Below are 13,161 nucleotides of genomic sequence, written 5' to 3'. Positions count from 1 at the left end.
AATAAACTGTTTTATTTGTGATGAATATTTCGGGCCGATTCATCATTTTATTTATAAAATTTGATTGGTTGCAGCAAAATCATCCAATTCGGCTTGAGTCACAACTCGTACGGCTTGCATTTCATCGATACGTACCATCAATAAACCACCTAATGCAGGCTGATAACGTCGCGCACTGCCAAAAGGCGTATATGCCACTTTGGATTGCTCCGAAAAGACCAACCAATCTTCATGTCCAAGCATCACCGCAACAGGCGTCTGCCCTGCTTGTTGCATCTGTTCAATTTTTGCTTTGACATCGTGCTCAATGTTTTGCATGCGTTCAATCTATTTATATCGATGGGATATAGTATAAAAGCATTTCGACAAATCTTGATGTGAAATAGCTTTGCATGCTCACCTATCCAGTTAATTTGGCTGTGAACAAGTCTTTATTTGCAATCAATACTGCACACCTAATCCACTATACTTTCTAAGTTAAGTCATCGCTTATTTTGCACACAGCTTCTCTATAGGCATAGGATAGATTTTAAGCCAGCAATTAAAACCCAAATTTTCAAAATACGTTATATTTACTTACATTAAGTTTAGATTGTTATAAAACAGCGAGTTAAATGAATTTATACAATTTATAAGCCGATAATCTGTTTATTTATCCATCAAAATTTCATATTTTAAATAAAAGTTTTCCATTTCCCCTTTAAAAAATATTTTGACACCCCTATTTAATATTTTAATGATTGATAAGGAGTTCGCTCGTGAAAAAAGTGGTTAAAGCAAAAAATTTAGTTGCCTTCCGTCTTTGGTTAGAAAAGTTAGGATATTCTGTTCGTACACTGGCAGATAATCGTGGATTTACATTCAGTTTTAAAAAAGAATATGGTCTAGTGACTGTAGATTTGTCTGGTAATGCTTTGGCCATGCAGCTCGGTGAAGAGTTTGAAGATCATCTAAAGGCGTAATCTTCTCTATAATTTATTCGAACGATTTGAAATAAATGATTTAATTCGAATCCGTATTTCTAAATTTGCCCGTATATGCGGGCTTTTTTTCACCTTTGTTTTACTGACTCATTTTTAACGAGATAAATTTCAGACAATAAAAAAGCAAGATTAGACATCTTGCTGTATCTCTTGGTTCATCATCTTTCATTAGATTTATTTCATTAGATTATGTTTTCAAAAAAACCACGTTTGAGACACTGATTTTTTCGAATTTCAAAAACAAAAAAGCAAGGTATAAAACCTTGCTTAATCTAATGGTGGGGACGGAGAGACTCGAACTCTCACACCTCGCGGCGCTGGAACCTAAATCCAGTGCGTCTACCAATTTCGCCACGTCCCCAACTCGGGTGCTGACAATGTCAGACTTTAATTTGTTTTAAAAACCTGTTTATTTGGCAACTTAATAAATTAAGTGGTGGGGACGGAGAGACTCGAACTCTCACACCTCGCGGCGCTGGAACCTAAATCCAGTGCGTCTACCAATTTCGCCACGTCCCCAACAGGGTTGCTGACAATGTCAGACTTTTTAAAACTTGGCAGAGGATCAAGGATTCGAACCTTGACGAACGGTTTTGGAGACCGTCATGCTACCATTACACCAATCCTCTGTGACCTTCATTACCAAACTCATGTTTAGTAATTCAGTGGTGGGGACGGAGAGACTCGAACTCTCACACCTCGCGGCGCTGGAACCTAAATCCAGTGCGTCTACCAATTTCGCCACGTCCCCGATGGCTGTGTATATTATAGAGATCACCCCTACATGACAAGCCTTTTTTATAAAAAAGCATCTTGTTTGTTTAAATAAAAAACAATAGTGCTTTTTTTGTATTTTTCTTAAGCAAATTCAGCAACTAAGTCGCTTTTTAAGCGATAAAAATCCACCAATCTGTCATTTTTTTGCTTCATCAACATGTGTTGCAATAGCTGACTAAACCCTTGATATTGCATTGGCAGATCAAGCTTTAAGCGTTGGCAATGTAAATAGGCCCAATCTTGATAGTTTTTCGCCTCTAAACGCTGTGATGTCAGCCATTCCAAGAAAATAATCCCCAGCGCATAGATATCACTGTGCAAAGATTTTGCTTGTCCATGGAAAAGTTCTGGAGCCATATAACGTGGTGTCGCAGTTAAGGCATTTTGCTGGTCAACAGCCAACGGGAGCGCTTGCTCAAAGTCGATGAGTCTGCACTGCCCTTGCCAATTCACAAAATGCTCTTGTTTTAAATCTGCATGTATCCAACCGTGCAAGCTTAATCGTTCAACCACATCGATTGCTTGCCATAGCACTTGCCTCACCTGCTCAATGCTCAAATTCGATACAGGCTGTAAGAACCAAGGCTCAGCATTGGGCAGTATTAATAAGTGATCAATAGGCTCTTGCTGAATACTGAGATGCTTCTCTTTTATCACTTGAAAAGGTAACGTGATGCTGTTTTGTCTAGACGCTTGACTGAATAGTTTATACAGCTCAATTTCATGACCAAAACTAGCTGCATGTTCAAGGCTGCCGTTACTGACTTGCGCCTTGAGCCAATAAAGTTGTTGATTGAATTGAAATTGATATAGACGACGGCCAAAAACCAAACTTTTGGATTTGGTTTTTGGCTCATAAATGATTTGCGTTAAATCTGTGGATTTAAACCGCAATAAATTCTGCATGGCGTTGATTGGGTGCATTTTGATAATTTAATAATTCCAAACAATGCTGAATGGTCTTACCGATGCGAGCTTGCGTTTCGATTAATGAAATCTTCGGCCAAGTGGCTCTTTCACCTTCACGCTGCAATACTTTAAACAGGTAGGGTCGAGGATTTTGCAACATATAACTATAGTGTCTTAAGCCATATTTCCCCACAATATTGACATCACCATAGTAACGCTGATCCACCACGCCATAACCATGATCAAGCAACCGTCTTACCGGTGGAATACTTCCTGCTCGCTCACGGGCAAAATCCATCACCCCTTTACTAATCACCTTACCTTGACGACGAACGATCCGCTCAGGCCAACTCAACATGCTTTTACGAAAGCGTGAAGCATCATCCTGCATAAACGGCACAATATGCGGATTGACCTGACTAGCGATACTGTAATTAATATTATACAAACGCGCCATTTTCTCCCGTGGGAAATCACTGCGCACACTGCCATCCACCCAACGCGTTGCCGACATATATGGCGTAAATTGCCCGTCATAACGCTTACTGGTCAGTCGTACCGGTGGAAATAGAATGGGCACTGCACAAGATGCCAACACTGCACTCCACACCAACAAATCTGGTGATGTATACGCATTCATAATTCGTGCATCTTGTGATGCATCATAAGGCGCAACTGCCACATTGATATGCAGACCTGATTGCTTATATGCTTCGGCAAAAGTTAAGTCACCTAAGTTTTCAACCAAAAACTTTTTCAGATATTTTACATCTGCCAAACCGCCATTACCCTGCACTAACTCAGTCAATTTACGAAAGTGAAATGCCTCACTAAAGAAGTTTTGTCCATTTAATAAATTGGTAAATTCTGACGGTTTAGATACACCCAACATCCCGGTCATAATTGCGCCAGCACTGGAACCTGACAGAACTTTTGGCATCAAATCTTGTTCCATCAGTGCTTTACACACACCGGTATGAAACAAACCTAAAGTTGAACCGCCTGAAAACATCAAAACAGGTTGACCATACGCTTTTTTGCTTTGTTCAAAAAATTCAATTTTTTGTACAGCATTGAGACAAACGCATTCGTCGGATGCGATAAAAGCCAAACTTTGACTCACCTCATCAACATAGTCTTCAATAATTTTTTTGGTGCCGACGTAGGCTTCTGTAAACAGTAAAGGATGAGCAATATTGCCCACATCATAAGTTAAACCTTCACTTAAAATGTACATCAAATCTCGGGTACGTTTCTGAGCACGATATCGTCTCAGTAACCCTAAACGATGAGTAATAATTTCTGCATCAAAATACGGTGAACTATTATCGAATTTCCATTCTTGCGCACCCGATTCTTCATCTATTTTTAGTGCGATATCCTTCCATTCTTCATAACATTCAGCACGGTCGAGCTGACGCTTTAATTTTTTGATCCGATATGCCTGATGTGGATTAATACTTTTTGAAAACTCTGTAAACAACATGACTATCCCTCAGCACATTTTAAACTGTTCACTCGGCTAGATTTATAACAACTTTTGGGTTGTTCGAATAGCGTAGATCTGCCAGAACAATCATTTAACTTTGACATATTTCAGCGATTATAACTGCATTATTGATGTACACTGCTGTCATATACTAACCAACAACAAGACACGACAAGCTGACTTATCATGGCTACAATTGATTTACCTGACAACATCCTTCAATCGCTATCTACTGTACTCTTACAACTACAGCACAGTTTGCCTGAGCTTAAACAAGCACCCGATTTTTCGAGTATCGCGTTTAAATGGCAAGATAAACAGCTTAAAGCCATTCAACAGCCCAAAGTCATGTATTTAGAAGACTTAAAAGGGATTGAACGTCAAAAAGAAAAAGTGATTCAAAACACTTTACAGTTTTTAAAAGGCTTACCTGCCAATGATGTTTTACTCACTGGCTCTCGTGGTACAGGTAAATCATCCATCGTCCGTGCTCTGCTCACCCATTATGCAGACCAAGGTTTACGTTTAATTGAAATTGAGCGTGATGATTTATCTGATTTGCCAGAAATTCAAAAGTTAATTGAAAATCGGCCTGAAAAATTTATCGTGTATTGTGATGATTTGGCATTTAATGCTGAAGATGAAAACTATCGCAGTTTAAAAAGTGTTTTGGACGGTTCATTACAATCAGGTTCAAGTAATTTTATTATTTATGCTACCAGCAACCGTCGCCATTTATTACCTGAATTCATGCATGAAAATACACCTGTAACCAAGGTAGATGTTCCTCAATATACTGAACTCCATCCACAAGAAGCGATTGAAGAAAAAATATCTCTTTCTGACCGCTTTGGGATGTGGCTGTCGTTTTACCCAATGGATCAAAATTTATATTTAGAAATTGTTGAACATTATTTGGCTAAAGCTGCAATGCCATGGACAGATGAAGCTCGTGCTGAAGCACTGCGTTGGTGTCAAGGTCGTGGGCAACGTTCAGGGCGTGCTGCTTATCAGTTTTCAAAGCATTGGATTGGGTCTGAAAATCTAAAGGCTTTGGAAAAATAACGTCTACAATATTTTTATGATCTGAAAATATAAGTTCTGCAAAGCCAGTCAGACAATTTCAGCTAAAAGCAGCCACATCCTCGTTGGCTGCTTTTAAATGCTAATAAACTCTTAATTGAACCAATTTCTTGAAAATCATTAAGAACACACCACTTATGGCGCTAAATTGAGTTGACCAATCACATATAAGGTATTGCAATCAATCACACTTTTCTCCGCATCAAGGTATTTTTGCTCCAAGATCCCATCCGTTTCTGTAAAACCATAATCATCATCATTTATAATTGCCAAATGCTGTTCATCAATCACCCACAAGCCTTCAACTTTATCGTGTGGATAATGTAAAGTTTCGACTAAATCGACAACTAAGCTCTTTGCCACAGGCAAAATATTTAATTTTTTTAGCGCCTCCCACCCCTCATTAAGCACATATTGTTCAGGTGTTTGCCCATCAATGAGCAATCCTAAAGATTCATTTTGCTGAAAATGATCACTTAGTTGAACTTTTTCTAGGTTTGTCGCCGCATCGAGATATATTTTATAGATTCGTTTAAAAGCGTTTGGATTATCTTTATAAAAATCATCATCACGTTCAGCCACTAAAAAACATGTTTCACTCAGCGCGACAATGGCTGTATTTGAGTTTGACTTAAGTTCTTGCCGATATAGATATTGTTCAGTTGAGCCATCGTCTAAATTGACCACCACAATACGAACCAAGTCCGACGTTGTGACTGATGAATCTGGATTACTCATCGTCGACTGCATGATGCCGACCAATTTTTTTTGATCTGGTGTAATCGTCAGACCTTCCATCCCTCGATTTTGCTTACGGTTGGCAAATGCATTTGGAAGAAAATAACCCGACTTGCAACGCTCATCTTGTTTGTATGCATTAATACGGTCTATTTCCACGCCTTCGCTATTAAAATGAACGAGATGAGGCCCATATTCATCACTCACCCAAAATGTGCCATCTTTTAATGCAACCAAACCCTCAGAATCTAAGCCATATTCATCTGTGCCAATTGCTAAAACCACACCATTTTGATCATAAGCCACTTCTTTTGTTGCACCGAAATGCTGATTTGGCAAACCTGTTATAGGTCTCCCAGTTGGATCTTTGAGTAATATTTCTTTCAATTTTTTAATCGATCCATCGAGCTGCAATTCAAAAAGTCTGATTTTTGGCGTATAGCTTGGATCTAAGAATATCTTGCCTTTATCTCCATTCACATCATAGGTTGTATTTGGACCTCGATCCGTAAGAGCATAAAATTGATATTTTTGAGTGGGATGTGAGAAAATTTCCGACCCAAAACCTCCACAATGAATTTCAATAAAATGGTCTTGTTTTGCCCCATCTGGAATATTGTGGATATCCAAAGTTTCATAGGGTAAAGAAACACCTTTATAAAATTTCTTTAGGTCAATATGACTTTGATTTGGTTTTGATTGATCCAAAGCTTCATTATTTTTTGTCATTATTTCACATGGCTTTAATTATTTATTGAGCCATCATATCCACAATATTGTTCTAAAACCACAGTCTCTTTTTTGAAACACACAATAAAAAAAAGAGGCTAATTTAGCCTCCTTTTTAAACGATTTTTACGCTTCGTTTGGATTACCTAATTCCGTCATCGGCCAACGCGGTGTAGTCGTAACAGACAAACCATCATGCTGGCCCGCTTTAAGACGCTGATAACCAGCAAATGCAATCATTGCGCCATTATCTGTACACAGTGCAGGTTCTGCATAAAACACATTTGCACGGATTTTTGCCAAATCAGCTTCTAAGCGCTCACGTAAACACTTGTTTGCACTTACACCACCGGCAATAACTAAACGTTTTAAACCAGTTTGTTTTAAGGCTTTGACTGATTTTTTCACCAATGTATCAACCAACGCTTCTTGGAAAGATGCAGCGATATCCGCCTCACGACCTTCGCCTTCAACTTTTTTCAATTGAACTGAAACGGCAGTTTTTAAACCACTAAATGAAAAATCTAAACCTTGGTGTAGCATTGGACGTGGAAATTCAAAGGCATTGATGTCGCCATTGATCGCCAATTTCGAAATATTTGGACCACCTGGGTATGGTAGACCCATCATTTTAGCGACTTTATCGAATGCCTCACCTGCTGCATCATCAATCGACTCACCCAATAATTCATATTGACCAATTCCATAAGCAGCCATCAATTGAGTATGTCCCCCAGAGACTAAAAGTGCCACAAATGGAAATTCTGGTGGAGTTTTAGACAACAGCGGCGCCAACATATGACCTTCCATATGATGTACACCAATTGCAGGTTTATTCAGTGCAAATGCCAACGTACGACCAAACAATGCGCCTGTCATTAATGCACCCATCAAGCCCGGCCCGCGAGTATATGCAATGGCATCAATTTCTGATTTATCAACTTTACTTTCTTCAAGCAGTTGTTTTAATAACGGAATTAACTTACGCACATGGTCACGTGAAGCTAATTCAGGTACCACACCACCATATTCTGCATGCAGTTTGATTTGGCTATACAATACTTGTCCGCGTAATCCTTGCTCACTATCGTAGAGTGCGAGTCCTGTTTCATCACACGAAGTTTCCAAGCCTAAAACGATCATTAAACTGCCTTTTGCCCATTTCAAAATATTGCGAAACCTATTATAGACTTGTGATATGAGATGTAAATGAGTAAAATACTGACCTTCACTTGTGATCAAGGGTAATTCGACCCGAGATCTTATCCATAACTTAATGAGGATTCTTCATGCCACAAGTTAAATTGAAAGAAGGCGAACCAGTAGACGTAGCTATCCGTCGTTTCAAACGTTCATGCGAAAAAGCGGGTGTTCTTGCTGACGTTCGTAAACGTGAATTCTACGAAAAACCAACTCAAGAACGTAAACGTAAAAAAGCTGCTGCTGTTAAACGCTACCAAAAGAAATTGGCTCGCGAATCAGTACGTACTACTCGCCTTTACTAAGATTAATTTGTGATTGATTGACTAACCTGGACAAGATAAATGACTACTTTAAAAAACCAAATAACTGAAGTTTTAAAAGCCGCTATGCGTGCTAAAGAAATGGACAAGTTAACGGTAATACGTAGTCTACAGGCAGCAATCAAGCAAATCGAAGTCGATGAGCGCATAGAGCTTGACGATAAGCAAGTTCTTGCGGTCATTGAAAAGCAAATCAAACAACGCAAAGAATCGGTTAAAGCCTTTTTAGGTGCAAATCGAGATGATTTAGCTAGTAAGGAACAAGCCGAGATTGAGGTGTTATCTCAATTTCTACCAGAAGCTATGACTGAGGAAGAACTTGATTCCATCATTGCGCAAACAATTACTGCGCAAGAAGCTACTAGCATGAAAGATATGGGTAAGGTGATGAACTCTCTACGTCCGCTCATAGCCGGACGTGCCGATCCTGCACAAGTTTCAGCTAAAATTAAAGCGAAACTCTCTTAATCTTTCATCTATATTGTTTGATTTGGTCTATTTAAGTACGCTGATGACTTAAATAGCCAAATTATCCAAATTCAAATTTATTCATCATTTATAATTTTCTTTCTTATCTAACGATTTCATACTTACAAATATCTCGCCAACTTCCATCTACTGGATTTTGAATTGCAGCTTGTTCGATTTCAATCAATTTAAAATTTGCTCGTTCACATAGACGTCGTGCTTGCTTGTTTTCTACATCTACAAAAGCGTTTAATTGCTGAAATCCTAGATCATTCAATAATTGATCCACAAATAACTGCAAAGCTTCTGTCATCAAACCCTGCCCTTTAAATTCAACATTTCCCCAAAACCCAACGTTAGCTTGGTTTTCCATCCAATTGATTTGATGAATATCCATGACACCTAGAAAGTTATGCGACTGTTGCTCACGAATCACATAAACAAAATTTTCCTGATTTAACGCAGCCAACACTCTCGAATCACAAAATGCCAATGAAGCATCTAAATTAGGTTCTTGTAAGGACCAAGCCAAACTTGCAGGAAACATTCGTAAGGTCTCTATACTTTGACAGATCGCTTCATAAAGTGCTTTTGCATCGTGACGCTGAATCAACTGAAGCGTGATTCTGCCATGACTTATATCAAAATCATCGAGTTTCATTTTTTTCAGTTTCTCGCAATGATTTAAAATGTTTGTAAAACCAATTTTAATTTAGGGCACACTGCACATTATATTTTTTTAATAATTGCATCTCTTTTGATGCGATCACCTGCTGAATCACATCCTGCTTATTCATATTACGGTACTCACGATCTAAAAATGCACGATTTTCGTCTGCAGCACGATAAAGATCATTCACATAAGTCTGAACAATACCGCAGTATTTCACTTGCTGGTCTGCTTTAAATCCCTGTTGCTGCGGGTCTAACTGACTAAAAAATTGGCGTACATCAGTTTTATATTTTTCGTTAATATCATTCACAGCAATCACATATTGTTCTGCGCTAGCTGCTGCAATATTCGTTGCTAAGCCCAACAGACAGGCCGCCAAAATCATATTTTTCATTTGTAAGTTCTTAATCATAAACTTTTTACATCCAGCTAGTTTACACTGATTAATCTAAGCCACTAAAACTACAATTTGCACTTTATAATCGACATAGATAAGTGCATCACAGTTGAAATCTTTATATTTTTAATTTCCGTTCATTTTGCATTTCGTCTACACGCTGCTTGATTTTTGCAGAAAGACTTTTCGAGTCTTTGGTGATGCGCTGCGCCTGTAGCAAAGATTTAATCGCACGTTCTTCATCCCCGCCCCAATACTCTACTTCAGCTCGATAGCGCAGCACATTAATAGAACGGAAGCTTGCGTCTTTGTCTGCATCAGCCATTTGCAACATCAGTCGCCAACCACTCAAGTCACGTGGGTTCGCTTGTAAAAATCGCTGTAGAATCAGTTGTGCTTGCGCATATTCTTTGTTTCGAATCAAAGCCTCTGCATATTTATAATTTAATGCACGATTTTCAGGCATGATGATTGCCGAACTTTTCACAGCGTTCACGGCATCGGCTGCTTTATTTTGGCCCAACAGCACATCGGTCTGCAAAATAGTAAAAAGTGCATGCGATGCATTTTGTTTTGCTGCTTCATTTAATAACTTTTGAGCAGCACTAAAGTCACCTTGTTTAATATGCAAGCTCACCAAAGCCAACTCAGCTGCATAATTCTTTTGTGCCACCATTGTATTTAATTGCAATTCAGTTGCCTGACCTGAGAGTACTCGACTATACCAGCGCAGAATTTCAAAATCTTGATCAACCAAACTAGTTTTAACTTGAGGCAACTGATTGGCACGTAAGCGCGCCTCGCTCATACGTTCCGTGGTTAAAGGATGTGTCAACCAAAAATCAGGCAGAAAGCTCACTCGACTCGTAGAGCGATGCATCACTTCAAAAAAGTCAGCCATGCTTTGCGGATTGTATCCTGCACGGTACATATACTGCATCCCGATGCGGTCTGCTTCACGTTCTTGATTGCGGCTATAGGTTAGCTGTTTATCCATCAAAGCGGCTTGTGAACCCATCATTACAGCCGCACCGACATCACCATCTGCCTGTGAGGCCACCAAGGCTCCGACCAAAATACCGGCTAGTGACAATAAACCTTGCCCTTTAAAAGCTTCTTGTGAACGACTGTAATGACGTTGTGAGACATGTGCAATTTCATGCGCCATCACCCCTGCCACTTCATCCATGTTGCGAGCTGAATTAATTAATCCAGCATTTAATGCAAATAAACCTCCCGGCACAGCAAAAGCGTTAATTTGTGGATCATTAATTAATAACAAACCGACCGGTTGGTTGAGTTGGGTTTGGCTCAAAATATGCGTAAAGACAGATAAAAGACGATCTTCCATCCACGGATTTTCAGTCACAGGAAGTTGACGATGCACCTCACGATACACCTTCTCGCCAATGGCACGCTCTTTTTGTTGATCCAACAAGCCGACGCCACTACCTATTTCAGGCACAGAAAATTGTGGGGATGAACTAAAATCTACGGACTGCGTCTGCGCCAATGTCGAACAAAGCCCGAGACCACATGCCAGTAAAATCTTTTTCAAAGTCTATTCTCTAAATTTCATATTCGTACTTCATCGAATATAGCATTGAATTTTGGTGAATTATGGAGAAAACTGTTGTGATTGTTTATTCAAATTTTGGATTGACCACATAGCGTGGCGCGCGCTCATGTACCAAAACATCCACTAGATTTTGATAAGCCAATTCCGCCATACGTTTACGAGTTGCCGCTGTTGCTGAACCCACATGGGGTAATGTCACGACATTGGCTAATGTAAATAATGGCGATTCTTGAAGTGGCTCTTGCTCATAAACATCTAAGCCTGCTGCAAAAATTTGACCACGACTTAATGCATCGATTAAAGCGGCTTCATCAATCACTGAACCGCGTGAAATATTGACCAATACCGCATGCGATTGCATCAAGGCCAACTCACGTTCACCAATTAAAGCTTTCGATTCTGCATTTAAATCCACTGCAACGACCACAAAGTCAGCACGTTGCAACAAATCATCCAAATCACAATATTGCGCTGATAACGATTCAGCCAATTCAATTTTTTCTCGGCGATTATGATAGAGTACATTCATATTAAAGCCGTAGCGAGCACGACGCCCAATCGCTGCGCCAATATGTCCTAAGCCAATAATACCAATAGTTTTAGCAAAGACATCCATACCAAATTGCTCAGGACCCACTGTACGCTTCCACTGCCCTTGTTTGGTCCATTGATCCAATACAGGCACTTTACGTGCTGCACTCATCAACAAAGTAAATGCTAAATCTGCTGTAGTTTCCGTCAATACATGCGGAGTATGGCTCAACCAAATATTTTTTTGATTTAAAAATGCTAAATCATAGTTGTCATAACCGACACTTACACTTGAGATGACTTTTAATTGTGACGTATGCGCTAAATTCGAAGCATTCAACAAACGTCCCGCACCGATCATGGCGTCAGCATCTTTTGAATGCTCAAGAATTTGCTGATTCACATCGCCCAATTTAGGGCTAATTTGGAAAACTTTAAATTGCTGTTCTAAACGTTGAATTATTTCTTGCTCTATTTGACTAAAAACCACTACTTTTTTTTGCATAAATTTTCCATTTACGTAATTTAAGTATTTTGTCCTGCCTTGTTTTGCATAAATTGCCATAGGCGTTTTTTCAATAAAGGCTGTTCAATCATTTGCTGTAAAGATGCCAGTGGATACACCTTCGCATGCTCTAAATGCGGAATATCGCCTAAGCAAATAACATTTTTATCCAAGCTCATCGCATCGATAAAGCCCTGCACATAAGATGCTGCACCACGACCATCTTGCAAATTCACCCAACCAAACGGCCACTGTAAAGCAAAGAAATCTGCACTGGCTGCGCGCTGAATATTGCTCCACAAAACTTGCTGCTCTGCAGTTAATTCTGTGGCATTAATGACAATGACACAGTGCATTAAACAGATGGCTTCTAAGTTAAACGAAGGGATTTGAACAATCGGACGAACTTCAACAGGCTCAACACCCTTAGGTTCATCTTTAGGTGCTTCTACAGGTTGATTTATAACAACATCAACGTTCTTTTTAAGCTCAGTCTGTGATGGAACAGGCGTTGGCTGAGGCGCATTTTTGAGTAGGATTTCAGAGACTATTTCAGGAGCCGCCTGATCTCGCCAAATATTTGAGCTAAATTGCTGACGCGGTGCCGCCTGAGGAATCCATACATCAATTCCCATTGCCGCCATTATGCTTCGCTGATGCCCAATCATGCTTTCATTTTCACCTATTCAAGGCTTGATATTCTAACGGGATTCACACTTTTTTGCTGAACTTTTATAAAGCAATTAGACCACTCTATTTCTTTAATGATTTAGTAGA

At 39.4% G+C, this 13,161-nt stretch carries 14 protein-coding genes and 4 tRNA genes; 4 read left to right on the top strand and 14 right to left on the bottom strand.

The annotated features are described in order from the left end of the window. Window positions 1–51: 51 nt before the first annotated feature. Window positions 52–318 carry a hypothetical protein gene (locus FTV11_RS11560; protein WP_257223241.1) on the bottom strand — a complete coding sequence of 89 codons (267 nt, stop codon included), beginning with the start codon at window positions 316–318 and terminating at the stop codon, window positions 52–54. A gap of 440 nt (window positions 319–758) precedes the next feature. Here FTV11_RS11560 and FTV11_RS11555 point away from each other — a divergent pair, with 440 nt between their 5' ends. Continuing rightward, window positions 759–962: a hypothetical protein gene (locus tag FTV11_RS11555; RefSeq protein ID WP_078188846.1), complete on the top strand. Its 204-nt coding sequence runs from the start codon at window positions 759–761 to the stop codon at window positions 960–962. 297 nt (window positions 963–1,259) lie between these two features. Here FTV11_RS11555 and FTV11_RS11550 read toward each other — a convergent pair. From FTV11_RS11550 to FTV11_RS11525, 6 genes are all read right to left on the bottom strand, one after another. After that, window positions 1,260–1,344: transfer RNA gene (locus FTV11_RS11550), tRNA-Leu, on the bottom strand. Between the two features lie 73 nt (window positions 1,345–1,417). Beyond that, window positions 1,418–1,502 (bottom strand) — tRNA-Leu (locus FTV11_RS11545). 36 nt (window positions 1,503–1,538) lie between these two features. Then, window positions 1,539–1,612 (bottom strand) — tRNA-Trp (locus tag FTV11_RS11540). Window positions 1,613–1,649: 37 nt separating this feature from the next. After that, window positions 1,650–1,734, bottom strand: a tRNA-Leu gene (locus FTV11_RS11535). A 107-nt stretch (window positions 1,735–1,841) separates the two neighbouring features. Beyond that, window positions 1,842–2,666 (bottom strand): protein kinase, encoded by an 825-nt coding sequence (locus FTV11_RS11530; protein WP_180074029.1) that lies wholly within the window; start codon window positions 2,664–2,666, stop codon window positions 1,842–1,844. Then, on the bottom strand, window positions 2,644–4,155 hold the full coding sequence (locus FTV11_RS11525) for a DUF3336 domain-containing protein (RefSeq protein WP_180074028.1): 1,512 nt from the start codon (window positions 4,153–4,155) through the stop codon (window positions 2,644–2,646). Before FTV11_RS11525 ends, FTV11_RS11530 begins: the two co-directional genes overlap by 23 nt. A gap of 189 nt (window positions 4,156–4,344) precedes the next feature. Here FTV11_RS11525 and FTV11_RS11520 point away from each other — a divergent pair, with 189 nt between their 5' ends. Then, on the top strand, window positions 4,345–5,223 hold the full coding sequence (locus tag FTV11_RS11520; RefSeq protein WP_180074027.1) for an ATP-binding protein: 879 nt from the start codon (window positions 4,345–4,347) through the stop codon (window positions 5,221–5,223). 153 nt (window positions 5,224–5,376) lie between these two features. On the opposite strand, the gene FTV11_RS11515 is transcribed toward FTV11_RS11520, so the two are convergent. Together FTV11_RS11515 and tsaD are read right to left on the bottom strand one after the other, a co-directional pair. Further along, entirely contained in the window at window positions 5,377–6,708 is a 1,332-nt protein-coding gene (locus FTV11_RS11515) for an esterase-like activity of phytase family protein (RefSeq protein WP_180074026.1), read from the bottom strand. Between the two features lie 126 nt (window positions 6,709–6,834). Then, a complete protein-coding gene (tsaD, locus tag FTV11_RS11510; RefSeq protein ID WP_180007303.1) occupies window positions 6,835–7,851 on the bottom strand; it encodes a tRNA (adenosine(37)-N6)-threonylcarbamoyltransferase complex transferase subunit TsaD in 1,017 nt (338 codons plus the stop codon). Between the two features lie 146 nt (window positions 7,852–7,997). Here tsaD and rpsU point away from each other — a divergent pair, with 146 nt between their 5' ends. After that, window positions 7,998–8,213, top strand: a complete 216-nt coding sequence (rpsU, locus tag FTV11_RS11505) for a 30S ribosomal protein S21 (protein WP_001136722.1) — start codon at window positions 7,998–8,000, stop codon at window positions 8,211–8,213. Between the two features lie 39 nt (window positions 8,214–8,252). Next, window positions 8,253–8,699 (top strand): GatB/YqeY domain-containing protein, encoded by a 447-nt coding sequence (locus tag FTV11_RS11500; protein ID WP_078193617.1) that lies wholly within the window; start codon window positions 8,253–8,255, stop codon window positions 8,697–8,699. Window positions 8,700–8,802: 103 nt separating this feature from the next. Here the strand turns inward: FTV11_RS11500 and FTV11_RS11495 are convergent, their stop codons facing one another. The 5 genes from FTV11_RS11495 to FTV11_RS11475 form a co-directional block, all read right to left on the bottom strand. Further along, on the bottom strand, window positions 8,803–9,360 hold the full coding sequence (locus FTV11_RS11495) for a GNAT family N-acetyltransferase (RefSeq protein ID WP_180007304.1): 558 nt from the start codon (window positions 9,358–9,360) through the stop codon (window positions 8,803–8,805). A gap of 46 nt (window positions 9,361–9,406) precedes the next feature. Further along, on the bottom strand, window positions 9,407–9,766 hold the full coding sequence (locus FTV11_RS11490) for a hypothetical protein (RefSeq protein WP_111885700.1): 360 nt from the start codon (window positions 9,764–9,766) through the stop codon (window positions 9,407–9,409). A 121-nt stretch (window positions 9,767–9,887) separates the two neighbouring features. Further along, window positions 9,888–11,327 (bottom strand): M48 family metalloprotease, encoded by a 1,440-nt coding sequence (locus FTV11_RS11485; protein WP_180074025.1) that lies wholly within the window; start codon window positions 11,325–11,327, stop codon window positions 9,888–9,890. 85 nt (window positions 11,328–11,412) lie between these two features. Next, a complete protein-coding gene (locus FTV11_RS11480) occupies window positions 11,413–12,384 on the bottom strand; it encodes a D-glycerate dehydrogenase (RefSeq protein WP_180074024.1) in 972 nt (323 codons plus the stop codon). A gap of 20 nt (window positions 12,385–12,404) precedes the next feature. Next, window positions 12,405–13,052 (bottom strand): hypothetical protein, encoded by a 648-nt coding sequence (locus tag FTV11_RS11475; protein WP_180074023.1) that lies wholly within the window; start codon window positions 13,050–13,052, stop codon window positions 12,405–12,407. Window positions 13,053–13,161 lie beyond the last annotated feature (109 nt).

It is taken from the genome of Acinetobacter sp. YH12231 (genome assembly GCF_013417755.1).
GTDB lineage: Bacteria > Pseudomonadota > Gammaproteobacteria > Pseudomonadales > Moraxellaceae > Acinetobacter > Acinetobacter amyesii.
This window is presented reverse-complemented; position numbering and strand designations above follow the sequence as displayed.

Bases quoted from the DNA above. Each gene is read 5' to 3' on its own strand.
- FTV11_RS11490 (WP_111885700.1), bottom strand. From the start codon at position 9,766: ATGAAAAATATGATTTTGGCGGCCTGTCTGTTGGGCTTAGCAACGAAT.
- FTV11_RS11495 (WP_180007304.1), bottom strand. From the start codon at position 9,360: ATGAAACTCGATGATTTTGATATAAGTCATGGCAGAATCACGCTTCAG.
- FTV11_RS11520 (WP_180074027.1), top strand. From the start codon at position 4,345: ATGGCTACAATTGATTTACCTGACAACATCCTTCAATCGCTATCTACT.
- FTV11_RS11515 (WP_180074026.1), bottom strand. From the start codon at position 6,708: ATGACAAAAAATAATGAAGCTTTGGATCAATCAAAACCAAATCAAAGT.
- FTV11_RS11525 (WP_180074028.1), bottom strand. From the start codon at position 4,155: ATGTTGTTTACAGAGTTTTCAAAAAGTATTAATCCACATCAGGCATAT.
- FTV11_RS11500 (WP_078193617.1), top strand. From the start codon at position 8,253: ATGACTACTTTAAAAAACCAAATAACTGAAGTTTTAAAAGCCGCTATG.
- rpsU (WP_001136722.1), top strand. From the start codon at position 7,998: ATGCCACAAGTTAAATTGAAAGAAGGCGAACCAGTAGACGTAGCTATC.
- FTV11_RS11480 (WP_180074024.1), bottom strand. From the start codon at position 12,384: ATGCAAAAAAAAGTAGTGGTTTTTAGTCAAATAGAGCAAGAAATAATT.
- FTV11_RS11560 (WP_257223241.1), bottom strand. From the start codon at position 318: ATGCAAAACATTGAGCACGATGTCAAAGCAAAAATTGAACAGATGCAA.
- tsaD (WP_180007303.1), bottom strand. From the start codon at position 7,851: ATGATCGTTTTAGGCTTGGAAACTTCGTGTGATGAAACAGGACTCGCA.
- FTV11_RS11475 (WP_180074023.1), bottom strand. From the start codon at position 13,052: ATGATTGGGCATCAGCGAAGCATAATGGCGGCAATGGGAATTGATGTA.
- FTV11_RS11530 (WP_180074029.1), bottom strand. From the start codon at position 2,666: ATGCAGAATTTATTGCGGTTTAAATCCACAGATTTAACGCAAATCATT.